The sequence below is a fragment of the Paenibacillus daejeonensis DSM 15491 genome, assembly GCF_000378385.1.
GTDB lineage: Bacteria > Bacillota > Bacilli > Paenibacillales > Paenibacillaceae > Paenibacillus_D > Paenibacillus_D daejeonensis.
In genome coordinates this window covers 13,867-40,223 of record NZ_KB899667.1, presented here as the reverse complement: position 1 = coordinate 40,223, position 26,357 = coordinate 13,867, and the positions used below count along the sequence as shown (strand labels likewise).

Genomic DNA, 26,357 nt, shown 5'->3' with positions numbered 1-26,357 from the left:
ATCAGCCTTTGACCGCTCCTTCCGTAATGCCTGCCATAATATAACGTTGAAAAAACATGAAAATCAGCACGACCGGAATCGCTGTCAGAACCAGTGCCGCCAGTACCAGCGACCACTCTGTGTTATACTCCCCAAACAGCTTGTTGGTGGAGATAATCAGCGTATAGGAGTCGGCGTTGGTCAGCATAAGCAGCGGCAGCAGAAAATCGTTCCAGATCCAGAGAAAGTCCAGTATCGCGATCGTCACTGTAATCGGCAGCAGCAATGGAAAGATAATCCGAAAGTACGTTTGCCACTCGTTGCAGCCGTCGATATGGGCCGATTCCTCCAGCTCCCGCGGCACACCTTTGACAAAGCCATGGTACAGGAAAATCGCCATATTGACGCCCAAACCGATGTAGATCAGCGAAAGGCCATAGATCGAGCCCTGCACATTCAACTCCTTCGCCATCCGGGTCAGAGGAATCATAATCGAATGAAACGGCACCATCATGGAAGCGACGAACAGGTAGAAGATGAACTGGCTCAGACGGCCGGGGGTACGTGACAGCTTATACCCTGCCAATGAAGCACATAGAAGAATGCCGCCAATGCCCAGTACGGAGACCGTTATGGAGTTGGCCAGGCTGCTCATCATCGAGAGTCGGGCAAAAGCTTCCGTGTAGTTGTCTAGCCGCAAGGATGTCGGCAGCGCTGTAAAGGAAGCAAACATCTCGCCTTGTGTTTTGAAGGAATTAATAATGGCCAGATAGATCGGAAACACGGCGATCAGGGAAGCGAGGACAAGCGCCAGCGTAATGAGCAGAGAAGAAAAACGTCCGGTCCTCATGCCTCCACCTCCCGCCGCTTCGTGATGCTGATCTGAATGAACGTGAAAATAAGAATAACAAGAAATAAAATGACGGACTTGGCACTGGCGTATCCGTATCGGAAGTTATTGGAGAAGGCCTCTTCATAAATATTCAAAGTAATGACTTGCGTTGAGCGTCCCGGCCCACCACCTGTCAAGCCGTAGACAACCTCGAACACCTTGAAGGCCCCGTTGAGCGTCAAGAACAGACAGATCGTAATCGCATGCGTAATCATTGGCAGGGTTACATGACGCAACACTTGCCAGGGCCTGGCCCCGTCAATCACCGCCGCTTCCCGAAGCGACTGCGGGACGCCTTGCAGTGCAGCCAGATAAATGATCATCATGTAGCCAACACCGTTCCACAATGAGACGATGAGGATGCTGTAGAACGAGGTGCCAGGATCGCCGAGCCAAGATTGATTAAGGAAGCCTAAGCCTGCTCTTTCCCCCAATTGTGGCAGCACCTGAGAGAAGACGAACGTCCACATGAACGCGCTAATGATCGTGCTGATCATATTCGGCATGAACAGCACAGTACGGAACAAGCCCTTGCTGCGAAACTTCGTCTCAATAAACAAGGCCAGCAGCAGCGCGAAGACATTTTGCAGTACCAGCATGAACATCACATACTTCAGAGTGAACCATAAGGAATGGACGAAGTCCGGATCCTCTCGCAGCGCTTCAACAAAATTGGCAAAGCCGATGAATTCATAGGCTCTATTCAAGCCGTTCCAATCGGTAAAGCTGTAGTACATGCCGCCTATGGTCGGGACCAGCAAAAACAAGGTGTACAAAATAAAAGCCGGCATTACAAACGCAGCCAGCGACAGCAGCCTCTTGTAGCTTTTAGCAGCCATGGCAGCTTCACTCCTTCATCCGGTGTCTAGAAAACCGCGGGACAATTGTCTTGAGCCCAATGGCCCGCGGCCTGCTCTGTTAGCTGTTCTACTTCTACTTGTTCACCTTGTTGTAATCCTTCCAGGCCTTGTCGAGCGCCTTCAGCACAGCATCCTGGTCCATTTGGCCAGCTACATAGGATTGGAGTGCCTTGCCTACTTCATCCTTAACAGCCTGTGGAATTCGGGGATCCTGATAAGACTTGCCTTCCTGTACGTACGCCGTTGCGTCGTCCACCCACGGGTAGCTCTTGAACGTATGCACCGTCGCGATGGGGTTGAATTTCAGTGCCTCGTACAAGACATTGGATTCTTGATCGTCCAGCAGGAAGTTCAGGAACTCCAGCGACAACTCTTTGTTCTTGGTATCTGCGTACATGGCCATCGAGGACGATACGCTCAGATTTATGAGTGACGCATCGGGATTCTCGCTTACCGGCAAGGCGGCGACACCGAAGTCGATATCCGGATTGGATTTTAGAATCGTATCGGCGTACCACGGTCCTTGCAGCCACATGGCGGCTTTGCCTTGTGCGAAGGCCGCAGCTCCATCATCCGGACCAACCTCCAGCGCACGGTCTGTACCGTTGCTGTTGACCAGATCAATAATGTCGAACATGGATTTCATTTCACTGAACGAGCCTTTGTCTTCATTCATCCGTTCAACGAAATCCTTCATACCGTCTTCTGTCTGGATTGCAGCTCCCACGGTCAATGGAAGGAACAACTGCGGAACCCAGGCTTCCTTGTAGGAGAGAATAAATGGTGTGATGTTCTGCTCGTTCAACTTGGCGATGACCGCCTCCATCTCTGACAACGTTGCTGGCGGGGTCAGTCCGTTCTCCTCAAAAATTTGCTTGTTGTACAAGTACCCCCAGGAGAGAGACTCGAGCGGCACGGCCACGACCTGACCCTCGCTGTTCGTCACTGCTGGCTTGACACTGTCCAGCAGCTTGCCTGCAAATGGCTGATCCGACAGGTCCGCCAGATAACCGGCTTTGGAATACTGCGGAATGTCATTGATGGCATGGATGACGAACAAGTCCGGTGCATCGTTGGAAGCCAGTCTGGTCTTCAGAATTTGGGCAGCATTGTCCTGGTTGGGCATCTCCACTTGAACTGTCAGATCAATATTTTTCTCTGCTTTGACCTTTGCTTTAAATTTCTCGATATGCGCATCATATTGCTCCTTGAACCGCGGCTGTGCAATGAACATTTTCAGTGTCGCGCTTGTTGCTTTCTCGCCGCCGGCTGCGCTTCCGTCATTCGTCCCCGTTTGCGCGTTGCTTCCGCAGCCTGCCAGCAGAGCCAGGCTTAATACCAGTCCGACAAGGACACTCCCTTTTTTCTTCATCATTGTGAGACCTCCCAGAGGTTTGTTTGGTGATTACGCTTTCATTATAGATCTAACATGTAAGCGTTTAATTGGACGGAATTAACCTGTCGGATTGGATAATATTAAGGACGACCTTGTTTACGCATTTCTCCGGGAGCCACGCCATAGTGCTTTTTGAACACGCGATAAAAATAAGACATATCCTCATAGCCCGTCATTTCTGCGATCGTTTTAATGGAGAACTCCTCTTCCTCCAGCCATGCTTTGGCCTGCTCCATCCGGCGCTGCAGCACATAGTCCATCACAGTAATGCCGTAGGTTTGTTTATACAGCTTGCTCAAATATTCTTTGCTCACGAAGAAGATGCGCGCTACCTGCTCCAGCGACAACGGCTCCGCAAAGTGAAGATCGATATACGTCCGCACCTCGTCCAGCTTGAACTTGTGCTTGAGCTTGCGGTTCTGCTCCACCCGATGCATGGCCGCTCCGTATCTGTCCGCCATCGCCGCAACCGACTGCTCCAGAGTGTCGTAACGCATTACGGCTTCCGGCTCGGGCTCCAGCCCATTGACTGCCAGCAGCTCTGCCAGCAGCAGCTCCAGCTCATGACGAATACGCTCCGCCAGTGCCGCATCCTGTTCGCTGCCATTGCCGCCTTGGTTTAACTCTTGGGCCATCCGATCGCACGTGGCTCGGATCCCGTCCTCATGAAGATTATTGAAGTGCAGCCTCAGGAGATGCTTCAAGCTGGAGAGCGATTGCTGCGCCTCTCTGTCGAGCGCCGCCAATCGCGGCTGAGCGGAGCTGCGTGACTGCTCCGCTAGTAGCTTGCAACGGCCCAGCGTATCATTCAGCTCCTCAGGGTCGATTGGCTTCAATAGGTATTCGACCGCCTGATGACGAACAGCGGGCTTCGTATATTTGAAATCGTCGTAGCCGCTAACAACGATAATTTGTATTTTGGGCAGCAGCTGACGGATTTGCTCCAGCAGCCAGATGCCATCGGTCCCCGGCATTCTCATATCAGTAATCAGTATGGTTGGCTGCAGCCGCTCTGCGAGCTCCAACGCCGACTGGCCGTCCTCTGCCTCTCCGACGATCTCCAGGTCCAGCTCCTCCCAAGCTCCGAGCGTTCGGATCATGTCTCTGTTCCATCGCTCGTCGTCCACAATAATGACACTCATCATCCGTGCTCCCCCTCCTCTTCGTGTGCAGGAATCCGAAATGAAATCGTCGTTCCCGCGCCTGGCCTGCTCTTGATAGACAACCGATTGTCGTCTCCGAAGTGCAGACGCAGCCGCGACGCAACGTTAGACAAACCGATCCTGCCATTAGTGGACCACATCTGCTCATGTGACGCATCCATCCTGTTCAGAACCTCCGATCTTCTAGATTCCGTCATCCCCGCCCCGTTGTCGCACACCTCAATCAGAACATCCGGATATTGATACAGCACTCTAATGTCCAGATTCCAACTGCCCGCTTGCTGCTCCAACCCATGTACAAACGCATTTTCCACGAGGGGCTGGAGCGTCAGTCGCGGCAGCTTGCAAGCCAATGCCGCATCATCGACGTGAAGAGAGCTGTTCAACCTCGACTCATAGCGCCATTGCTGAATATATAAATAATGTCGCAAATGCTCTACCTCTTCCTTAATCGTAGCCAAATCGTTAGGCTCACGAATGATGTAGCGGAACATCTGACTTAGCGCGCGGATAATCGCGTAGCTCTCCGCAGGTGTGCTTCTGAACAAGGTGCTTCCGATCAATTGCAGCGTATTCTGGAGGAAGTGAGGATTAATCTGAGCCTGCAGCGCCTTCAACTCCGCTGTTTGCTTCTCCAGCTTCATACTATATTCATTCTTAATATGCTCACGAATACGGCTGGTCAGATTGGCGAATTTTGTCTCCAATAGTCCAATCTCATCTGTACGTCCGCTCGGGACCACCGGATGATCCTTCATTGGGTTCAACACCTGCATGGAACGCGCCAAGCGGGTAATCGGCCGAGCAAGCCGCCAGGCCAGGATGCCAGCTGTCACAATTGCAGCAATGACCGAAATCGCTCCGATAATGAGTCCGTTCGTCATCGTTCTCCAAGCGCTCTGGTTAATGAAAGCATCAGGAATCAGCTTGAGCATAATCAGATCGCTTGGCTCAACTCGATCATAGAACACATAGTGTCCATCGATTCTCCCATAGCCAAGCTCACCCGCCCGCGCCGCAGCTTCAGTAATCATGCGCTGCGATAGCTCCTGGCCGTCGGGATGGTACAGCACTTCTCCGCTCCCGTTCGCTATCAATACCGTATGACGCGTTCCGGGATTCAGCAACTCCAGTGCTTGATCCAGCATGGACCATTTCAGGGTAAACGCGATACCGCCGTAGGGTTGTCTTGTCTCGAATCGGTTGATGCTGCGAATCAGCTTGAACTGTCCGGGCTGCCCCGGAAGCGGCATGATTACACTGGCTTCGCCACTCTCGAATAGCTCTGCGTATTCTGGCGGTGACGTTGTCTGCGGCAGAATATTGCTGCCGTCCGAATTAATGACAAACCGTTTCTGGGCGTCTGGAAGATACAGCTCTATAGCCGTTACATTCTTGTTGGCGGAGTAGTAACTCGCTGTCAGCCCCTCCAGCAGATTACGCTGCGCGGTATATTGACTGGAGAGTTCTGCTTGGTCAACATACCTTAAATAATCGTTTAGATTCTGATTAATCATAATGGAATACATCAAATTATTGAGCTGCACGAACTGATCGCTCAGATACAGACGCGTCCAGGTCATGTTCGTCAGATTCGACTCTACGACCTCGGCTTCAATGGACTTTCGATTCGTGTCGGCCGCCATGCCGGTGACGACGGCAACTGGAACCGAAGCAACCAGAATCATCGCAAGCATCAGCTTGCTGCGGATACTGCTCCGCAAGCCGGTCAGGTAACGCCATATCTCTCGCATCCTATCGCTCTCCCCTGGTACATCCTCTGCCGAGTTCTCTTGATTCGTATAGATTCTGCGGCTGTATTAAGAAGAATACCAACGTTAAAACGTTTTCACCATGTAAAATTATAGGAGTCTATATACAAGAATAAACTTCATCCGTGGGACAATTCTAAGAGAGTGCACTCCAAGCTCTGATGGCGACCTGGTGCGTTCAACGGACAATCAGCGGGTTGCCGAGCAAATAGAGGAACAAAAAGTGCGTTTCAGAGGGCGCGTGGCGGGAGTCCGAGCAAATAGAGGAACAAAAGTGCGTTACTGCGAAGGTTGGCGGATTGCAGGGCAAGCCTATGCACAAAAAAAACCGCTCTTCGAGGAGCGGCTTCCCTTATTCTATTATTCTTCACGCATTGAAGGATTACGCCTTCACGGAACCAAGCAATGCACCCTTGGTAAAGTGTTTCTGCAGAAACGGATAGAGCAGCAGAATCGGCATCGTCGCGACGACAATGACAGCCATCTTGACCGATTGCGCAGGCGGCGGGACGTCGGTATAGACCGAGTTGTCAAAGTTCATGCCGCCAGCCAGGATAACGATCTGACGCAGGAGCACTTGCACCGGCCATTTGGCAGCATCGCTCAGATACATAATCGCATGCATGTACGTATTCCAGTAAGTCACCGCGTAAAATAACGAAATAGTCGCAATGGCCGGCATGGAGCAGGGAATCACGATGCGGAACAGAATTCCCCAATCGTTACAGCCGTCAATCTTGGCCGACTCCTCCAGCCCGTCCGGCAGCCCCTGGAAGAACGTCTTGAGGATAATCATGTTGAAAACATTAATCGTCACCGGGACGATCAGGGAAAGATAGGAATCCAGCAGTCCCGTCTCCTTGACGACGAGAAAGGTAGGAATCATCCCCCCGCTGAACAGCATGGTGAAGACAAACAAAAACATAATCACCTGACGGCCAATAATATCCTTGCGGGACAGCCCGTAAGCCGTCATCACTGAGATCAGCATGCTCCAGAACGTACCGAGCACCGTAACAAACACCGAGACCCCCATCGCCTTCATGATCGTATTCGTCGAGAAGATATAGCGGTATGCGTCGAATGTAAAGGTGGTTGGAATTAATAAGAACCGCTTGGCGGCAATCTCGCCCGCCGTGGCAAACGAGCTGCCGAAGACATGGATGAACGGCAGCACGGTTGCCAGAGCAAACAGCCCCAATAATCCGCCGTTGATTAGCGCAAACATCCGACTGCTCCAAGATTTGTCGCCTACCATCATTTTTCCTCCTCCCGGCCGGCTTCTTACCAGCGTTTCACTAATAGATGCCTTCTTCGCCGTATTTTTTGGCTAGCCAGTTCGCGCCCATGACCAGGATCAGACCTACAAACCCCTTGAAGAAACCAACGGCTGTAGAATAACTGAATTGGCCCTGCAAGATCCCAGAGACATAGACATACGTATCGAAGATCTCGGCTACTTGGCGGTTGGTGGCATTGAGGAGCAGATACACATGCTCAAATCCCAGCTCCAGTACATCTCCGATCTTCAGAATTAACAGTACGACGATAACCGGCTTGATCGAGGGCAATGTGATGCTAAACATCTGCCTCAGTCGGTTGGCCCCGTCCATCTTGGCCGCTTCATAGAGCTGAGGGTCCACGCCTGCAATCGCTGCCAGGAAAATAATCGTGCCCCAGCCAGCTTCGCGCCAAATTACCTGCAAAATATACATCGGCCGGAACCAAGACTCCGACAGCAAGAAGTTTATCCTCTGAAAGCCCATACTCTCCAACGCACCATTGATGAGTCCACCATCAACCGTGAAGATAACAAAGCTGATGGAGACGACAATGACCCAGGACATAAAGTGAGGCAGATAGATGAGTGTCTGGATGCCCCGCTTGTACTTCTCGGACCGCAGCTCATTGAGCATGAGGGCTAGAATAATCGGAATCGGGAAGAAAATAAGTAACTGCAAGCCAAACAAAATAAGCGTGTTTGAAAAAATCATCCAGAAATCCGGTGATGTGAACAACCGTTGAAAATGCTCAAAACCAACAAAGTCGCTTCCCATAATGCCTTTATACGGTCTGTAATTCTGAAAGCTGATGATAAGGCCGTACATCGGAATGTATTTATAGATCAGAATAAACAGCAATCCCGGCATGATCATGACGTAAATCCATTTGTTCCGCTGCAGATTGCGTATCCAGCTGCTGCCAGCGATCGGTTTGCTCATCTGTTCTACCCTCCTAAAAGTTTTGCGAAGCAAAACTCTCTACGTAAGCATCGACTTAGTTTTCCGAAGGAAAACTCTCTTCGTAAGCATTCGCTGGAGCTGCGAGGCCGCCCTCCCCGATGAGGAACAAGCGGCCTGCATAGCCCCAAAATGGCTATGATTTTAATTGATCGTAGGCCTCATTGAACTCCTCGATCATGCGGCTGCCGCCCTCTGATTTCCAGCGTTCCACCGCATTGTTGAAGCCGGCCTCATCCATCTCGCCCAGAATATAGTTGTACGTCGCATCTGTAATAATCTGAGCCAGCCGCTCTTTGTGCTGTGTCATCGTATCGGAATCAAGCGTCAGCGTTGGGTTCTGAACGACGTGCGGCTCATTGTCGGCGAATAGCTCGATTGCTTTTTGGGCTGGCGCATAGTCAAACTTGCCCTCCAAACGTCCGCTGGTGGTTGGTTCACCGACTTCCAACGGATTATATGGCTTCACTTCCCTGTCCAATTTGCCTTGATCAGAGACCGGTACTGCGTGGCCATCCACGACATTGTAATGCTCGCCCTCAACGCCCCAGTACAGCAGGTTCGCAATTTCCGGTGTCATCAGACTGTCCATGAAGGCCAGCACCTTGAGCAGCTCTTCTTCTGTCTGCACGGCAGATTTCGGGAATAAATAGGGATGATTGAAGCCCGGTCCTGACAGCACCGTAAATTCACCGCTTGGTCCAACGACACGATTGTGAACATCCAGTTCAGCGTCAGGATTCAACTGGCTTGCTCCAGTATAGAGGGACTGCACATCACACATACAACCAATGTAGGCACCAGCTCTGCCATTAATAATCAGATTCTGCTGGTCGGTCTTGCTCGTCACCGGGAAATCGGCATTAATATATCCATTCTCTCGGATCTTGCGGAAGAAATTCATGGTTTCCATATATTCCGGGAACATAAAGGCCGGCGCCAGCTTGCCGTCCTGCTCGCCCCATTCATTAGGAACCCCATTCCAAGAGGCAACTGTATTGAACGCACCGGATACCAGATCACCGCGGTCGGCCAGACCGAAGGTATCCTGCTGACCATTGCCATCCGGGTCGTTCTCGGTAAACTGCTTCAACATTTCATACAACTCATCCAGGTTGGCAGGAGCGGATAATCCCAGCTTATCTGCCCAATCCTTGCGGTAGATTAACCCTTGACGCGAAAACGGACGTCCTTGATAAAGCGCATACAGTTTGCCGTCAATTCGGGTATTGTCGAGAATTTCAGGTTTCAGCTTCTTCAGATTCTCAAACTGGTCAAGGTACGGCTCGATCTCCCAAAACTGTTCGTCCCGAATCGCTTCTCGATTGCCCCCGGTAATGGTCATACTCACGATATCCGTAAGATTGCCGGTCGCCATGGCTGCATTTATCCGATCATTCCATGTTGCGGCGGGGATGTATTGAATTTCAAGGTCTACATTCAACTTCTCTTCGATGAGTTCTTCAATTCGAGAATCGGGCACTTCGGCATGATGCAGAGGTGTCACCCAGCTGATCTTAGTAGGAGGCTCGGGAGCAGGGTTCCCTTCCCCATTAGTTGATGGTGCGTTCGTTCCCCCTGATTGGCCATTACCGCTGCTGCAAGCACTAATCATCATGGATGCTGCAAGCACACTAATAATCCATGTTCGTTTCACTTATCTTCAACCCCTTCGTCCATTTATCAATTTCGCTTACCGGTATTAGCATACGACCCGGTCTTCCATATCGGCTATACTCATTTCGCTGTATCCCTTGCCCAGCCTGCATTTCTAATCAAATGATTATGCCCTCCATACCCATATATCCAGCGTACTGCAAGTCCATCTCAAAAGAAAGTAGACCTATGCGCATGCGCATAGGTCTCTTGGATCCGGATACGCAAGTTGCGTATTCGGCGTATGATGAATTCTGCTACCGGCAATCGTTTCTAAAGGCTCAAGCGTCTCGTACCGCCATCTCTTCTCTTGGGGCGGACCGGACCGTGCTGATCTCAAATGTGGCTAATTCCTTCAAGGCAAGCGCAAGTGTCGTTGCACATCGACTCAGAATTAAATCTCCTTTGGCCGAAGTCGCCTGTGTGGAATCACCCATCGCACCGCTCGAGGAGATATCGCTCATGACCCATGCGAACCGGGTCTTCCCTTCTAACGTCAGATAACGAAGTCCTGACAGGTCCGGAATCTCCCTCACCAGCTTATCGGTGTGAACCCATGCCGGCTTGATTGCCATGACAAGCGAAGTCTCGTAATCCCCAGCATGAATGCCATACTCCTTTTCCTCATCGCTTAGCAAATCATGCGCTGCATTCAAGCTGCTCGGACTCAGGAAGAAAACCATCAGACCGGTCGAGATCCGCAGCTCCCTGGCTGCCACATTCAGCAAATCCGTATTGCCACCATGCGTATTGAACAATACCAGCCGCCGGAATCCTGCCTTGGCCACACTTGTGGCAATATCAGTGACCACCCCCTGCAAGGTGGACGCGGAAAGCGAGATCGTTCCAGGAAAGTCCAGATGTTCATTGCTCTTGCCGTAGGCTAATGGAGGGAGGAGCCATATGTTGCCCTCCTCATCCAGTTGATCCAGAGCATGAGTCAGCACAGCCTCACCAATCAAGGCATCTGTCATCACTGGCATATGCGGCCCATGCTGCTCGATAGCCCCGATGGGCAGGATGACCAGTGCATCTTCCTTGGGCAATGCTGCAATTTCCTGATACGTCAGCCGGGGCAGAAAACGCGCCTCCCAAGCTTCACCCGTATAGCGCTCAAACATGCGATCCCTCCCTTTCTGTCGCTGTGTTGAGAATAGGCAGCTGAATCCATGACGGCAACGATTCACTCCTGCCAACTGCCACTGCTGTCATCCGGAGCTGCTCCGGCCTCGCGGTTGGTAATTGCTCAGCTGCGAGCCCATTGGGGTGTCTGATGAACAGAGGAAATGCACTGCCCGTCAACTCGATACGAATGGACATGCCCGCCTCCAGCTCCATTGCTAGCGGCCGCATGGCAAACGTGACCGGACTCCACTCCGTCAGCCCACGCTCCCCGTCGCCGCCGATCTCTCCTCTGCCAATCGATAGAAAGGTAGCCTTGCCGCCCGGACTGACCGCGGACAAGATGGCGACCAAATCGGTCGTTCCCTCCATCGACTGACACCAGATGGATACCTGCGGCGCGCCCCAGAGCCGCATCGCCTGCGCTAATGGCTCGCTGGTGTAGTTCAAGATTTCGTACCGGTCCTGAATCGAACTGCGGTCCATCGGGAGATAACCGCTGCAGGGCATCGGCAGACGCGCATCATACACATACACGTCAGCTTCCGGCCCGGCTTTTGAAACGGACTTCCCGACTGTCAGCAGGCCACCGCCCGAGGCTCCGTTGGCCGGCTTGCCGTTACTCGTGAGGTAATAGGTTACGCCCTCCGAGGAAGAGATGTCGGTGGTCGGCGGGAGCATCTCTGCCGCTTGCCATGTCTTGCTTCCAAGTTCATAGTAGCGCACATTAGGCTCGTGTTGGAGTCCTTGCCCTTTGCCCTTCAGCCAGTAATCGAACCAGTTGAGATGTGCCTCATGCAGATTCCCTTCAGCCTCCGGCCCGTAGTCCTCTCCGCCTGCCTTGCGTCCCCAGGGGATATGCCCCCAGGGCCCAATAATCAGGCGGTGGTACCGTTCACTACTCTGCGGCAGGCGCTGGAGCGCTTCGTAAGTCTGCAAGGTTCCGCCAAGATAATTATCGAACCAGCCACCGATATGAAGGGCCGGTAGCGGCTCCTGGAGCGCCTGCGGCAGGAAATTACGGGCCTCCCAGTAATCGTCATACAGCGGATGTCCGCACCATTCATAATAAAAGGGGAAGTAGCTGGCGAGCAGCGGATGTTCCTGGAGCAGCGGCAGCTCCGACAGCAGGGCATCCGGTTGGCGCATGAGCTGCGAACACAGCTGCTCCGCTTCGCCGTCTTCTGCCCGCCGCGCCTCATCCCGCGCTAACTGAAAAGCCCAGGGTAGAAAGCTGCCTACGGCAAATCGGCCATGCGGGTAGAACATCCCATTGTACAAATCAGCTGCGCACATGGCAGGCGCAATCGCCGCCAGATGCGGAGGACGAGCAGCAGCCGCAGCCCATTGCGTTGTGCCCTGATAAGAGAATCCGTACATGCCTACCTTACCAGTGGAGCCTGGCAGGGCCGCCGCCCACTCTACCGTATCGTACCCGTCCTCTACCTCCTGGATGAAGGGCGTGAAGCTGCCCTCCGAATCGCCCCGTCCCCGGACATCCTGAATCACGACGATATACCCTTGCCCGACATACCAGACGGGATGGGCATACGTGACCGTCGAAGCCAGCGTTCGGCCATACGGCTGCCTCATCAACAGCACCGGGTACGACCCTGCGTCCGCAGGGCGGTAAATATCTGCATAGAGCGTCGTCCCGTCGCGCATGCGGCAGGGCGCTCCGCGTTCTACGTTTACACCTGCGAATTGCATCGTATCTCCTCCTTAACATCGCTAGAGGTGCGGTGAAAAATACCTGCGTGGAGCGGATCGTTCTTACGATCGCTGTTGTCCCCAGATTTCTTGATGATTTAACCCCTGTATTGGGGGAAATCCGGGGACAGCGCATGCTTTCGAAGCTAGCTTTTCTGCGAAAAGCTTTCAGGCGAGCGCTACGCAGCTTATGCTCCCGATGTCGCTTTCTTCCAGAAAGCGTTGACCAGAATCGATTCCACCCACTTCGGTAATTTTCACCAATCCACTAGTCCTGGGGTAAGTACTCGTTGGTATAGACCGTCTCGACATCGATGGCTTCTTCCAGGAGGCCCAGCTCAAGCAGCTGATCCATCAGGGTCTGCCAGCGCTCCTGGGTCATGTAGCCCACGCCGTGCTCCTCAGCCTCAAAGCCGTACACGAGCGGCTGTAGCTCCTGGGCGCTGTATTCCAGCTTGTCAATCGGCATGTCGGGGTTGAACTCCTGAATAAATGCATTGACCTCGGAGTAATTGTCCTTGTAATAATTCCAGCCCTCGATGGAGGCCTCGACATAGGCTTGGACGATATCCGGGTTTTCCTCCAGGAACTTCTCGGTCGTGAATAGGATATTGCCGTATGGCATGTAGCCGGAGTCAGCATTGAGTAGATAATCGACCTCGATGCCTTCCTGCGCGAGTGTGAACGGCTCGGAGGTCATATAGCTTTGGGACACCGCTGTTTCGTCCTCGAGGAAGCTGGCGAGCTGGCCGTTGTAGGCAAACTGCTCGACATTGTCGAGGTTATACTTGGTGCGGATATACTCCCAATAAGCCACGCCATTGCCCACGTACACCTTACGCCCATCCAGATCCTCGAATCCCTGGATATCCTGGCCTTTGTGGAACATCAGCGCCTGGGGATTCTTCTGGAAGATGCCGGCGAGAACAACGAGCGGAATGCCATTTTGTCTCGCGAACAGAATCTCATCTCCCTGACCCATCCCGAACTGCGCATTTCCCGAAGCCACGATCTGCGTTGCTGAAATGCCTGGTCCACCTGATTCAATTTCCATGTCCAGCCCAGCTTCCTCGTAGAAGCCTTTAAGGAGTGCCGCATACTGTCCACCGTGCTCGGCCTGCGCGAACCAATTTGTAATTTGCTTGACCTCAACCAACTCCTGCGGCGCCTCCACCTGATTGGTACCGGTGGTCGTCTCGGGCTCTGCATTTACTGGTGCATTGGTGCCACCTGTCCCTCCCGCATTTCCACCGCAAGCATTGAGAATGACGGCCCCCATGAGCAGCATCGCGGCCAGGGCCGGTTTCGTCTTTTTCTTGTTCTGGTTTAGGTTTCGCATGGTTTCTCTCTCCTCCTGGAATCGATTATTTAGCGATTCTCTCTCTACTCTCCCTGCTCCATCTGTCCTCACGGCTGATGCTGATCCATTCCCCCTTGCGGCCGACCCACCGCCCTGCCGGAAGCCAGGACAAGAGGTCGTGGACTGTCCGGGCATCAAAAATGACAAAATCTGCGGCCTGCCCAGGCTGCACACCATAGTCCTTCAGACCAAGGATGGCGGCCGGGACCTCCGTCATCATCCGCAGCAGCAGCAATAACTCCTGCTCACTCGCCAGATGCGAGGCATAGGCGGACAGCAATCCGATCTGCAACAGATCGCCCCTGCCGAACGGGTGAAACGGATCCTGAATGTTGTCGCTGGCCACAGCCACCGGAACCCCAGCCTCTACCAGCTCCTTCACCCGGGTGACCCCGCGGCGAACAAGCCCCCGATCCCCTCTTCCCTGCAAATACAGATTGGCACCAGGGAGTGTAATCGCCCGGAGTCCCGCGTCCGCCATCTTCCGCATGACACGCTCGGCTGTCGGGTGATCCATTGATGATAAGGAGCAGAGATGGCCAGTGGCCACTCTGCCTTGGAAGCCATACCGAAGCGTCTGCTCCGCGATGAACTCCACCGTGCGGATGGCGGGATCATCATTCTCGTCCGCATGAAGATCAATCGGCAGGCCCAACTTGTCGGCTAACCGGAAGAGGTAGGCGATGCTACCCTCCGGATCAGTGGACAAGTGCGGAGCGCCACCGACGCCGTCCAGACCTAGCTTGAGCGCTTCCTCATATGCTTCCGCCACGCCTCTAGCCCCTGGATCGTAGGGACACATCGGAAAAAACTGAAGCTCCATCACATCCTGCATCTCTTCCTTCAGCTCCAAGGCAGCATAGACCGTACGCATGGCCACGTCGGTGCTTTCCCTGCAGTTGAAATCCAGGTGCGAACGAATCGAGGTCGTTCCGTAAGCCGCCGCTTGCCGGATCGCCTCCCGCATCCGATCCTTGATCTGTTCCCGGGTGAAGCCCGGGGCTGCAGCGCTATAGTTCTCAATCGCCTCTCGCAAGGTGCCGGACCGGTTGCCAACCGATTGAATCGTGAAGGCTTTGTCCAGATGCATATGGCTGTCCACCAGCCCCGGCAACAGCAGCCGGCCCTGCACATCCACCGTGATTCCTTCGGTAGCCTGCTCAGGAGTAAACGCCTCTAACATAACAACGGTCCCCTCGGCAGCGGGCGTCTCCTGCTTGCGCACATACGACCACTTGCCTCCCGCAATCCCGACTTCATACAGGCAGCCCGAATCTCTCAAAGGCAGGGAGACATTAACGAATCTCATATCCAAATCAGATACCATGGTTGCCCCCTTAACTACTTTCTTTAAAAGTATAGTGAAAAGTGCCGGAGAGGCGCGGAATCGTTCTGGAGAAATGAAATGCTCGCCTTTGTCCCCGGATTTCCCCCTATACAGGGGTTAAATCATCAAGAAATCTGGGGACAACAGCGATCGTAAGAACGATCCGCTCCACGTAGGCATAGCCTTCACCAATCTTTTAATGCTTCATTTCGGACTCATGCCAAGAGCTAAGTAGCTTTTTGGAAATATAGTTGATCACCAGATAGAAGCCAATCCCCATCACTGAGGCGGCCAAGCCGCAGGCGAACAGGTAGGCCGTCTGCAGCCTGGAGGCTGCAACGGTAATCGCATAACCGAGGCCGCCCTTGCCGCCGCCGATACCAGCGATGTATTCACCGGCGATGACGCCGATGACAGCAAGCGTACATGAGATTTTGAGCCCGGCTACAATATACGGCAGCGCCGCCGGAATACGAAGCTTCCACATGGTCTGAATTGGATTGGCATTGTAGAGGAAAAACAGATTTTTCAGATTATTCTCTGTAGAATTCAAGCCCACCAGCGTGTTGGACAGCATCGGGAAGAACCCGATCAAGAAGGCGATGATGACGATGGCATTCGTTCCTGCTCCGAACCAGATAACGATAATGGGCGCGATGGCGATGATGGGGATGGTCTGAAGGATGATGACATACGGATATAGACTTTTTTCAACCAGCTTGGAACTGGCCAGCAGGATGGCTCCCGCGACACCGAAGATCACGCTCAGGATAAAGCCAATCAGTGCTGAAGACATCGTCTTGTAGACGGAGTTGAACAGGTTGACGTGATTTTTGATTCCGGCTTCCAGAATGTCCGTAGGCTTCGGCAGAATGTACGCGGGAATACCCGACAAGATGCCGAACAACTGCCAGCCGCCGACAAACACGATCAAAGCGACGACAGGTGGAAGGAGCGAGCTCAGCAGCGAGCCGCCCGTTCGATTCATGCCAGAGAGACCACTTAGGAACGGCAAGCGGATTCGCCGTTTGGCTGGTCCGAGATAAAGGGCTTTTTTGTCCATAGCCATGAGAATCACTCCCCGAATATAGGCTTCACATTCATTTTCCCCGGATTAAGCAGCACGCGGGGATCATTGGCCTGCTTGGCCCCCAGCATGCGTTCGTAGGATGCGCGCGAGCCGTAATTGAGTACGAACGTATGCGGATCATTAATACGCACACCAACCGATTCAAAAAAATCAATCATCTCATACAGATGCTCTTCCGACTGATAACAGACCACCGGCAGGGCCGCAGGCATCAGCTTGCCTCCGCTCAGCACCCATTCAAAATGCAAATACACCCCGTCCGGGTACTTCTGCTTGATGTCCTCGATTTGCTTCAAATAAAAGGTAGGCGAGAAGGCCGACTGCAAGTAAGTAAGCTTGGGATCGGCCTTGATGGCCCAGAGTGTCGTATGATTCCAAGTAAAATCGGACAGGCCCAGCGTCTGATGATACTTATCGGCCGGAATGACATGCTTGACCTGGCCGCCATTTTCGCTGGCATACGAAGTAAGGGCGGGCAGGGTACCTTCCTCTGTCTCCAACAGGACAACTGCACTCCCCTCCTCGATATGCTGGGCAAAGGGGAGAAAATAGGAGGGAATCGGCCACTCCACTGTACTGACCAGCCGCTTGCGGATAGCCGGGTCCAGACAGAGCTTCTCCGAAAAGAGCATCGCTGAAGTCAAATTGTCGAATTGGACAATGGTTTGCATCCACTCGGTTCGCTTGGCAGTGCGCAAGGTTAGCTCTGTGACAATCCCTGTTGTTCCATAGCTGTGAATATAGTTAAGCAGCTCTTCTCCCGAAACCGTCAGCTTGCGGGGTTCTTCTTCCATGGTATAGACCACCGCTGCCAGCACATTGCCGTCCCACAGGTTGCCCCAGGAGATCGATCCAATGCCGCCTGAACCGCCGCTGACAAACCCACCCACCGTCGCTTTCATATAGGTGCTAGGGTAAATGCATAACTCATGTCCGTTGGCCCGCAGCTCTTTCTCGAGCACGCCCAGCTTCACTCCACACTGCACTCTCGCGTAGCCATCGCCAATTTCCAGAATCTGATTCATCTTGTGCAGCGCCATCACGACGCCGCCGGTCAGCGGTACGGCTTGACCGTAGTTTCCCGTGCCGCCGCCTCGAACCGTGACAGGAATCCGGTGCCTGTAGGCGCAAGCGAGGGTTGCGGCTACCTCTTCCTCATTGACGGGAATTACTATGCCTTCGGCGAGCTTATCCTTTAGCTTCTGATCCAGGACTGGAGAGTACCAATAATAATCTTTGGACAACTTGCTTCTCGTCGTTGAATCGAGCACAAACCCGTTCTCGCCAAGCAGATCCATCATTTCCTTCTCCCATTGCACCGCCATGCCGTTCTCCCCCTTTTTAACTAACTTATCCATGCTTTAAATGTTGAGATACAACGCCGACCAGCCGGCTAAACTCCGGGGTCGTCCTGAACGCATCCCCCCTCGGAAATGGGGTGGGAATCTCAACGACAGATTCAACTTTTCCGGGCCTTGGCGTCATCACGACAACCTTGGTGGACAAATAGACGGCCTCAAAAACGTTATGGGTAATAAACAGCACGGTCATGCTGCGATCCTGTTGCCAAATATGAAGCAGCTCCTGTTGCAGACTCTGGCGAGTGATCTCATCCAGCGCGCCAAACGGCTCATCCATAAGCAGCAGTCTTGGGCGAGAGATCAGCGCCCTTGCGATTGACACTCTCATCTTCATGCCCCCCGATAACTCGCGCGGCAGCATCATCATCGTATCCTGCAGACCGACGAGCTCCAGGACCCGCTCGGCTTCTTCTATCTGTTGTTTCTTCGAAACGCCTCGAAGGTTCAGGGGCAGACATACATTTTCCTTCACAGTTGCCCAAGGCATTAAGGTGTGATCCTGAAACACAAACGCCACTTCGTTCTTCTTCCGTGCTGCGTTTGGAGACATGCCAAAGATATCGAGTTTCCCTTCCGTATGTGTCTCCAGACCGGTAATCATCTTAAAAATGGTCGACTTTCCGCAGCCTGAAGGACCAACGAAGCAAAAAAACTCGCCTTCACTAATATCCAGGTTGACATTTTGGACAGCAACCGTACCGTTTGGATAGACCTTGTTCAGATGCTGCATGGCAACTAGCGTGTTGGCCGTAATGGTGGACATCAGCAACACCGCCTCTCCTGAATCATCATTCTTAGATCAAATGTTAGATGTATGCATAGTTTATGTCAACTTATATAACTCTTTATTGTAATTGAAGATAAGATATGAGAAGGTTTTTGTGCTCGTGCACAATAGATCTGATTCACACTTTCATATAACTGAAACTACCTAACTTATATATAACTCTATTTGTAACTTATTAGTCATTTATACTAACTCTTCATGACATATCTAAGTCATATATTAAAAAATCAAAAATAAACCTCCCTTTATATCAGGGAGGTTTGCAGCTTAAACGTCACTCTTCTATTCCTTCATCTTCCGCACTGCGACCTACGGTTTGCCAGGAAGGTCGATACGTATCGTTCCGGCAGCGCCCGACTGTCTAGGCCGCCGGGAGGACCCGAGGACCTATATGGCGACGGCAGAGAGCAGGAGGAACATCGGTCGCCGCCGCTCGTTGGAATAGTCCGGATGCTGGGCCAGCTCCGGTGCAGGCTCCGGCTCCGCCACTTGCTGCAGGGCAAATCCGCTTGCTAGCAAAGTGTTCAAGTACGTAGCAACTGTACGGTGGTACTTGGTCACATCTTCGCCCAGGAAGCGCGTATGCCGGACGCCTTCGTCTTGGTAATCGTCGACTGGCCAATGCATTGGCGCGCCCTCTGCATCATAGTGCCATTCCTGCTGCGCCCGCGATGTGAAGACCGGGTGCTCCAAAGAGAGGACGAAGCTGCCGCCCGGTGCGAGCGTGCGACGGACACTCCTGCAGAGCTGGTCGAATCGCTCCACATAGTGAATGGCGAGCGAGCTGAGCACGACATCGAAGGAGGCTGGCTCGAAGTCAATGTCCTCGATTGCCATCTGCCGGTACTCGATATCACCGGTCCCCGATAGCTCGCGAGCCCGTGCCAGCATCTTCTCCGACAGATCGACACCAATAACCCTGCTCGCCCCCTGCTCCAGGGCATACCGGCAATGCCAACCATAGCCGCACCCCAGGTCCAACACCCGCTTGCCACTCAATTCTGGCAGCATCAGCTGAAGCACATACCATTCGCCAGCACCCGCCAGCCCCTGGATGGAACGCCCCATCTCGCTATACTTCTCATAGAATGCTGGATCGTCGTATTTATTTTGCCGCATTGACTGCACTCCCATCGTACGTACTAGTAGACAACCTCCAGCCAACCGAGCCGAATAAAGTACTGGTCAATATCCAGAATCGCGCGTTCAATTTCCTCATCGGTCGCTGTGTATTGATACAGAATAAATGCATGCTTGGTCTGCGGATACAAAATCAGCTCCGAGCGGTTCCCACTGGCGAGCAGCGCCTGATGCATCCGAATCGACTGATGGGGCTCCACCGTCCGGTCCTGTACACCATGCAGATGGAGCATCGGCGGCAATCCGCTGCGTACCTGGAAGATCGGGGACAGACACTTGGCCTGCTCATACCGGTTCATGTAGCGCTGCCCCTCATCCTCTGTCTCTTGCTCATACTGGAGCGGAATATTGGGGAAAGCGATGGTTAAATCCGTAATTCCGTTCAGATTGACTACAGCATTCGGGACAGAAGAAATCTTCTCATCCTCATGTGGATTCTCGCAGCCTGACACCGTGGCCACCGCCGTCGCCAGATGTCCGCCCGCCGAATCGCCGATCGCGGCAATCCGCTCGGGATCGATGCCGAGCTCTGAAGCATGTTCGCGGATATAGCGAATTGCCGACTTGCAATCCTCCAGACAGGTCTCTACCGTAATCTTGCCTTCGATCACCGGCTCCGGCTCAATCAGCCGGTAAGTCACGGAGACATTGACTGCGCCGCGCCTGGAGAAGTACTCCGCATGCGGCAAGAACATCTCCGGATGACCACTGCGCCATCCCCCGCCATGAATCCATACGATGGCAGGCATCCGGTCACCCTCATCCCAATCTGGCGGCTTCACCACCAATAGCTCCAGCTCGACGCCGTCCCGCTTCTTGTATATCAGCCTCAGAGGGTTCACTGCCACGATTGCATTCTCTCCTTTGCAGAGGTGCTCTTACACATGATGTTAGTATACCAGAAGCCTGAATAGTCGAAAAGAACCGTCCCAGCGCACGTGGCCAGAGACGGTTCTAATGAATGATGAGAGATAGCGATCAGTTCTCCGAGAGAATTGCATCGATGCGCGACAATTCATCTTCGGTAAAGGTCAAGTTCGCCAGCGTACCGACCGCATCGTCCAGTTGGCTAATTTTGCTGGCGCCAATCAGTGCCGAGGTTACCGTCTCCTTGCGCAGCACCCAAGCCAGCGCCATCTGGGACAGCTTCTGGCCGCGCTCATCGGCAATGGCCTGCAGATTGCGGACCTTGGTCAGCACCGTATCTGTCAGCTCCGAGGTGCTCATGAAGACACTGGCACCCGCTGCCCTGGAGTCAGAAGGAATGCCGTTCAGATAACGGTCTGTCAGGATGCCCTTCTGCAGCGGAGAGAAGACGATGGAGCCAATTCCCAGCTCGCCTAACGTATCCAGCAGACCAGTTTCCTCTGGGCGGCGGTTCATCATGGAATAGCTTGGCTGATGGATGAGACACGGCGTACCCAGCTGCTTCAGAATCGCTGCGGCTTCCTTGGTCTGCTCCGTGGAGTAGTTGGAGATTCCGACATAGAGGGCTTTGCCCTGACGGACGACGTGATCGAGCGCGCTCATGGTTTCCTCAAGCGGCGTATCCGGGTCTGGACGATGATGATAGAATATATCGACATAATCCAGTCCCATCCGCTCCAGGCTGCGGTCCAGACTGGAAACGAGATATTTGCGAGAGCCCCATTCATTGTATGGCCCTTCCCACATTTTGTAGCCCGCTTTGGTCGCGATGACCATCTCATCGCGGTAAGGCGCCATATCCAGCTTCAGGATGCGGCCGAATTGCTCCTCTGCCGAGCCCGGCGGAGGGCCGTAATTGTTTGCCAGGTCAAAATGGGTGATTCCCAGATCAAACGCATGGCGAATCAGGCCACGGCCTGTCTCAAATGGCGTTCCGTCGCCAAAGTTATGCCATAGCCCGAGCGAAATGGCCGGCAGCTTCAGTCCGCTTTTGCCGCTCCGTCTGTAGAGCATTTCTTGGTATCTTGCTTCGTTCGCTTGATAAACCACGAAGATCTTCCCCTTTCAACATGCACGATGGTGGGCAGACGTGCTGCCTATAGGACGAGTATAGTGCAGGAAGAGCGCCTTGCGTATACCTAATGGTCATATGGTTATAGCACGATGTCAGGAGATCCTCTCCGTGGCGGAATTTCTTGTGACATCCTGTCGTTTGGATACGCTTTAACTTGGTTAAAAAAGGTATAGCAAACACAGCTGAAATGCTTGCCTATACTCACGGAGTCCGTCAGGTTAGGCAAATCGTGAAGGAGGACCCTACCGTTATGAAGTCGTCTTCAAACGCTGCCGCCCTGTCGGCCACCGATGAACTGGACGCCCTTACGGAGCACATCCGAGCCTTGCTGACACGCATCGACCGTCTGGAACAGCAGCACAAACAGCGCACAGTGGTGAAACGCCGCTATCGTCATTTAATGAGCCTAAGCCTGCCTGCAAGGTGAAACCGTTTCGTCGTCCTCTGACAAGCCAAGCACCTGAACCGCTGGCCCCGTCCCGCCGCAGCCCCTCTGCAGCCGGACGGGGCCAGCGGTTTTTGTTGTGGAGCTACTGTAGGGCAGCTTGTTGCAACAACTCGGAGCATGGGGGGACTTTATATTAGCTTTATATTAGCCTTCCCGCCCAGAGTATTCCGTTCCGTCAGCCAGACACTGCTGAGTTGTCCCCTCCTAATCCTCTGTTATTTGCATCGCTAATAATACATCCCGTTGAATGCTTAGCCTCCTTATCTTTCGCTCGCTGTATCCTTAACGGACTCAATAATTGATGCCATGGCCTATTGCACGCCAACCGATCTTGCCCGGGTCAGTCAGCCAAGCTGACGTATGGAGCCGTGCCTACTACCAGGGCAACCGTCGATTCTTTCGTTACAGCGGTGTGTGGAGGGCTGTTCGGCATTGCAAGGAAAGTTTCTTTCGTTGCAGCGGCGCATAGGGGGCTGTTCGGCATTGTAAGGAAAGTTTCTTTCGTTGCAGCGGCGTGTGGAGGGTTGTTCGGCATTGCAAGGAAAGTTTCTTTCGTTGCAGCGGCGTGTAGAGGGCTGTTCGGCATTGCAAAGAAAGTTTCTTTCGTTGCAGCGGCGTGTGGAGGGCTGCTCGGCATTGCAAAGAAAGTTTCTTTCGTTGCAGCGGCGTGTGGAGGGCTGCTCGGCATTGCAAGGAAAGTTTCTTTCGTTGCAGCGGCGTGTGGAGGGCTGTTCGGCACTGCAAGGAAAGTTTCTTTCGTTGCAGCGGCGTGTGGAGGGTTGTTCGGCTTTGCAAGGAAAGTTTCTTTCGTTGCAGCGACGCATAGGGGGCTGTTCGGCATTGTAAGGAAAGTTTCTTTCGTTGCAGCGGCGTGTGGAGAGTTGTTCGGCTTTGCAAGGAAAGTTTCTTTCGTTGCAGCGGCGCATAGGGGGCTGTTCGGCATTGTAAGGAAAGTTTCTTTCGTTGCAGCGGCGTGTGGAGGGTTGTTCGGCACTGCAAGGAAAGTTTCTTTCGTTGCAGCGGCGCATAGGGGGCTGGACGGTACTGGTCAGCAGGCCTAGTGTCTACGCGCAAGCCAAAAACTCCCCTGCCTGATGGCAAGGGAGTCGGTGGATTTTTAGTTTTGTTGCGGGATGAGGCGTTTCGCTTCATCATACACGGTCTGCAGCGGGACCCGATGCTCGCGGGCCGCGCGGGCCGCATCCTCGTATTCGGGAGATTGGTGCCACAGCACGCCATCCCGGTGGGCCTGCTTGACGCGGATGGGGCCGAAGCGGGTATCCGCTGTCACCCAGCTCCGGTCCAGAATCTGGCGCGTCCAGCTGCTGCGACGGACCCCGAGCGTTGAGGTCTCCTGCAGCATCAGACGCTCGCATGCATCCACTTGTGCCTCATGGCACAGTGCCGTGAGCAGGATGCCTGGGCGGTTCTTTTTCATCTGCACCGAGGTACAGTAGACATCCAGGGCGCCGCCCTCCTCAAGCAGACGCTCCATCGCGTAACCGATCACTTCGCCCGGACAATCATCCATCTGCGCCTCCAGCACCATCACCGTTTCGCGATTATTGGCTGCCGATGAGGCATCATCCAGGACCAGACAGCGCACCACATTGGGATGGTCAAAATCCTTTTTACCAGCGCCGTAGCCGATTCGGTCGATGATGCCGCCGTCCAGCGGACCAAAGCTCTCGGCGAGCGCACGCAAAATGCCCGCTCCTGTCGGCGTCGTCAGCTCGCCCCGAACGTCGAGCGGCGCAAGTGGAATCCCGCGCAGCAGCTCAGCTGTAGCCGGGGCCGGGATCGGATATAATCCGTGCGCCATCCGCAGCTTGCCGCTGCCTGTCGGTACAGGGGAAGCAGCGATTCGATCGATGTCGAGGCTCTCCAGAGCCAGACAGACACCGATGATGTCGATGATGGAGTCCATCGCGCCCACCTCATGAAAATGCACATCCTCCGGCGGCATGCCATGGATCTTACCCTCCGCTTCGGCAATCGCTGTGAAGATTGCCCGGCTGCGCACCTTCACACGGGGAGGTAGCTCCGAATTGACGATCCCTTGAAGAATATCCGATGCCCGTCGATGATCATGGTCATGCCCGTGGTCGTGGTCATGGCCCTCACCATGGCTATGCGTATGACCGTGTTCGTTCTGCACATGGATGTGTGTGTGCCCTTGCGTGCTATGGTCATGACTATGCCCTTCATCCCCATGGTCATGGTCATGTTCATGTCCATGCGCATGCGTATGTCCATGATCGTGATCGTGGCTGCCCGCCCCATGAGAATGATCATGCCCTTGCTCCTGGGATCCAGGGAACACTAACGAGAGCTGTTTGGCCGCTATCCCCTGCTTCATCACCGGCAGCACCTGCATGTCGAAGTCGTCAAATGGCAAGCGGCGCAGGTGCGCGACGATATAGTCTAGATCAGCTCCTGCATCAATCAAGGCCGCCAGAGTCATATCCCCGGCAATGCCAGAGACGCAATCGAGATAGAGTCGCTTACCCATCAGTCATTCGCCTCCTTCACCAGTTGCAGGATGGTGCTGGCGTAGAAGGCGGCGCCAAAGCCGTTGTCGATATTCATCACAGCGACACCAGAAGCACAAGAGGTCATCATCGCCAGCATCGGCGTCACGCCCTGCATATGCGCTCCGTAGCCAACAGATGTCGGAACCGCAACGACTGGGCGCCGCACCATGCCGCCGACCACGCTGGCGAGCGCGCCCTCCATGCCGGCGACAACGATTACAACATGCGCCCGGCGAATCTCCTCACGGTAAGCAAGCAGCCGGTCGATACCCGCCACGCCTACATCATAGATGCGCTGCACGCGGCAGCCCATCCATTCAGCGGTAAGGGCCGCCTCCTCGGCAACCGGGATATCACTGGTACCACCGCACAGTACCGCTACATGACCGGGGAAGCGTACCTCGGCGTCACCAACCTGCAGCAGGCCTGATGCCTCGTGGAAGACCGCTCCGGGAACCAATGCCGCTAGCTGCTCTCCCCGCTCGGGCGTTAGCCGGGTGACCAAGGCACGGTTGTGGTGCGTGATGAGCCGGCGCACAATCGCCTCAATCTGCTCGATCGTCTTGCCTGCACCGAACACCACCTCGGGAAATCCGGTCCGTTCCTCCCGGTCTATGTCCAGCTTGCAAAAGCCCAAATCCTCAAATGAACTCACGCGCCCGCCTCGCTTTCTAATACCCGATTCATGCTGCCGCTCTTGTAGCCGGTCAGATCCATCGTGACGTAGGTGAAGCCGAGCGACCGCAGATAGCCGGATACCGATTCGCCCACCTCCGCCAGCGCGGGCAGCAGTGCTGGTTCCACTTCAATGCGGGCCATCTCACCGTGCACCCGCACACGCACCTGGCGGAAGCCCAGGCCATGCAGGTACTGCTCCGCCTGATCGACACGCGTCAGCTTGGGCAGCGTGATCTCCTCACCATAGGCAATTCGCGAGGACAAGCAGGCAAAGGAAGGCTTGTCCCAGTTGCTGACCCCTAGCTCCTGGGCCAGGGCCCGGATCTCATGCTTGTGCAAGCCAGCTTCCTGCAGCGGTCCTCGCACACCCAACTCCGAAGCAGCACGCACACCAGGGCGGTGCTCACCCATATCGTCGGCGATCAGACCGAACACAATTGTCTGGTAGCCTTCCCTGGAGAGCAGCGGCAGCAGTTCTTCGAACAGGTTGCGCTTGCAAAAATAACAGCGGTTTGGCGTGTTCTCGGCGTAGCCGGGAATCGACAGCTCGGAGGTATAGACCACCTCATGCCGCGCACCCAGCTCAGCCGCTAGACGGCGGGCATCCTCCAGCTCGCGGGAAGGGTACGTCTCCGAATCAGCGGTGACGGCCAGCACCCGGTCACTGCCCAGCGTATCAAGCGCTACTTTGAGCAGCAGCGTGCTGTCGACGCCGCCCGAGAAAGCGACGATGACCCGGCCCATCTCGGAAAGCAGGCCTTGCAGCCGTGTATGTTTGTCCTGCAGCATCGTTATCACTACCTTCATCGAAGTAAGGATAGAGGGGAGCGCGTCAGCCGC

23 protein-coding genes are annotated in these 26,357 nt (G+C 54.1%); 2 read left to right on the top strand and 21 right to left on the bottom strand.

Annotated elements, in window-relative coordinates; genetic code table 11:
* Position 1: 1 nt before the first annotated feature.
* From F556_RS0122070 to mgrA, 18 genes are all read right to left on the bottom strand, one after another.
* Positions 2–829 carry a carbohydrate ABC transporter permease gene (locus F556_RS0122070; RefSeq protein ID WP_020619172.1) on the bottom strand — a complete coding sequence of 276 codons (828 nt, stop codon included), beginning with the start codon at positions 827–829 and terminating at the stop codon, positions 2–4.
* Positions 826–1,710 (bottom strand): carbohydrate ABC transporter permease, encoded by an 885-nt coding sequence (locus F556_RS0122065; protein WP_020619171.1) that lies wholly within the window; start codon positions 1,708–1,710, stop codon positions 826–828. Before F556_RS0122065 ends, F556_RS0122070 begins: the two co-directional genes overlap by 4 nt.
* A 94-nt stretch (positions 1,711–1,804) precedes the next feature.
* Complete coding sequence (locus F556_RS0122060; protein ID WP_026297439.1) at positions 1,805–3,103, bottom strand: ABC transporter substrate-binding protein; 1,299 nt, start codon at positions 3,101–3,103, stop codon at positions 1,805–1,807.
* A 104-nt stretch (positions 3,104–3,207) separates the two neighbouring features.
* Positions 3,208–4,272, bottom strand: a complete 1,065-nt coding sequence (locus F556_RS0122055; RefSeq protein WP_020619169.1) for a response regulator — start codon at positions 4,270–4,272, stop codon at positions 3,208–3,210.
* On the bottom strand, positions 4,269–6,044 hold the full coding sequence (locus F556_RS0122050; protein WP_020619168.1) for a sensor histidine kinase: 1,776 nt from the start codon (positions 6,042–6,044) through the stop codon (positions 4,269–4,271). Before F556_RS0122050 ends, F556_RS0122055 begins: the two co-directional genes overlap by 4 nt.
* 400 nt (positions 6,045–6,444) lie before the next feature.
* The gene (locus F556_RS0122045; RefSeq protein ID WP_020619167.1) at positions 6,445–7,320 is read right to left on the bottom strand and encodes a carbohydrate ABC transporter permease; all 876 of its coding nucleotides are present in this window, start codon (positions 7,318–7,320) and stop codon (positions 6,445–6,447) included.
* Positions 7,321–7,360: 40 nt separating this feature from the next.
* Positions 7,361–8,284, bottom strand: coding sequence for an ABC transporter permease (locus F556_RS0122040; RefSeq protein WP_020619166.1), 924 nt, complete (start codon positions 8,282–8,284; stop codon positions 7,361–7,363).
* 154 nt (positions 8,285–8,438) lie between these two features.
* Positions 8,439–9,920, bottom strand: a complete 1,482-nt coding sequence (locus F556_RS0122035) for an extracellular solute-binding protein (RefSeq protein WP_051108782.1) — start codon at positions 9,918–9,920, stop codon at positions 8,439–8,441.
* A gap of 319 nt (positions 9,921–10,239) precedes the next feature.
* Entirely contained in the window at positions 10,240–11,079 is an 840-nt protein-coding gene (locus F556_RS0122030; protein ID WP_020619164.1) for a creatininase family protein, read from the bottom strand.
* The gene (locus F556_RS0122025; RefSeq protein WP_020619163.1) at positions 11,072–12,790 is read right to left on the bottom strand and encodes a CocE/NonD family hydrolase; all 1,719 of its coding nucleotides are present in this window, start codon (positions 12,788–12,790) and stop codon (positions 11,072–11,074) included. Before F556_RS0122025 ends, F556_RS0122030 begins: the two co-directional genes overlap by 8 nt.
* Positions 12,791–13,058: 268 nt before the next feature.
* On the bottom strand, positions 13,059–14,129 hold the full coding sequence (locus F556_RS0122020) for an ABC transporter substrate-binding protein (protein ID WP_020619162.1): 1,071 nt from the start codon (positions 14,127–14,129) through the stop codon (positions 13,059–13,061).
* A 25-nt stretch (positions 14,130–14,154) separates the two neighbouring features.
* A complete protein-coding gene (locus F556_RS0122015) occupies positions 14,155–15,459 on the bottom strand; it encodes an amidohydrolase family protein (protein WP_157272906.1) in 1,305 nt (434 codons plus the stop codon).
* Positions 15,460–15,673: 214 nt separating this feature from the next.
* Positions 15,674–16,546 carry an ABC transporter permease gene (locus F556_RS0122010; protein ID WP_020619160.1) on the bottom strand — a complete coding sequence of 291 codons (873 nt, stop codon included), beginning with the start codon at positions 16,544–16,546 and terminating at the stop codon, positions 15,674–15,676.
* A 5-nt stretch (positions 16,547–16,551) separates the two neighbouring features.
* Positions 16,552–17,892 carry an FAD-binding oxidoreductase gene (locus F556_RS0122005; protein ID WP_020619159.1) on the bottom strand — a complete coding sequence of 447 codons (1,341 nt, stop codon included), beginning with the start codon at positions 17,890–17,892 and terminating at the stop codon, positions 16,552–16,554.
* A 25-nt stretch (positions 17,893–17,917) separates the two neighbouring features.
* Entirely contained in the window at positions 17,918–18,691 is a 774-nt protein-coding gene (locus F556_RS0122000) for an ABC transporter ATP-binding protein (protein WP_040717573.1), read from the bottom strand.
* A gap of 411 nt (positions 18,692–19,102) precedes the next feature.
* Entirely contained in the window at positions 19,103–19,834 is a 732-nt protein-coding gene (locus F556_RS0121995; protein ID WP_020619157.1) for a class I SAM-dependent methyltransferase, read from the bottom strand.
* A gap of 23 nt (positions 19,835–19,857) precedes the next feature.
* Positions 19,858–20,703: an alpha/beta hydrolase gene (locus tag F556_RS34835; RefSeq protein WP_020619156.1), complete on the bottom strand. Its 846-nt coding sequence runs from the start codon at positions 20,701–20,703 to the stop codon at positions 19,858–19,860.
* A gap of 130 nt (positions 20,704–20,833) precedes the next feature.
* Positions 20,834–21,832, bottom strand: coding sequence for an L-glyceraldehyde 3-phosphate reductase (gene mgrA / locus F556_RS0121985; RefSeq protein ID WP_020619155.1), 999 nt, complete (start codon positions 21,830–21,832; stop codon positions 20,834–20,836).
* A 275-nt stretch (positions 21,833–22,107) separates the two neighbouring features.
* Between mgrA and F556_RS38005 the strand changes: the two genes are divergently transcribed.
* Together F556_RS38005 and F556_RS0121975 are read left to right on the top strand one after the other, a co-directional pair.
* Positions 22,108–22,284 (top strand): hypothetical protein, encoded by a 177-nt coding sequence (locus tag F556_RS38005; RefSeq protein ID WP_020619154.1) that lies wholly within the window; start codon positions 22,108–22,110, stop codon positions 22,282–22,284.
* Positions 22,285–22,673: 389 nt separating this feature from the next.
* Complete coding sequence (locus F556_RS0121975) at positions 22,674–23,366, top strand: hypothetical protein (RefSeq protein WP_020619153.1); 693 nt, start codon at positions 22,674–22,676, stop codon at positions 23,364–23,366.
* Positions 23,367–23,422: 56 nt separating this feature from the next.
* On the opposite strand, the gene larC is transcribed toward F556_RS0121975, so the two are convergent.
* From larC to larE, 3 genes are read right to left on the bottom strand one after another with little or no spacing between them, the layout of a single operon-like run.
* Complete coding sequence (gene larC, locus F556_RS0121970; RefSeq protein WP_020619152.1) at positions 23,423–24,817, bottom strand: nickel pincer cofactor biosynthesis protein LarC; 1,395 nt, start codon at positions 24,815–24,817, stop codon at positions 23,423–23,425.
* Positions 24,817–25,494: a nickel pincer cofactor biosynthesis protein LarB gene (gene larB / locus F556_RS0121965; protein ID WP_020619151.1), complete on the bottom strand. Its 678-nt coding sequence runs from the start codon at positions 25,492–25,494 to the stop codon at positions 24,817–24,819. Before larB ends, larC begins: the two co-directional genes overlap by 1 nt.
* A complete protein-coding gene (larE, locus tag F556_RS0121960; RefSeq protein WP_020619150.1) occupies positions 25,491–26,324 on the bottom strand; it encodes an ATP-dependent sacrificial sulfur transferase LarE in 834 nt (277 codons plus the stop codon). Before larE ends, larB begins: the two co-directional genes overlap by 4 nt.
* Positions 26,325–26,357: the final 33 nt, after the last annotated feature.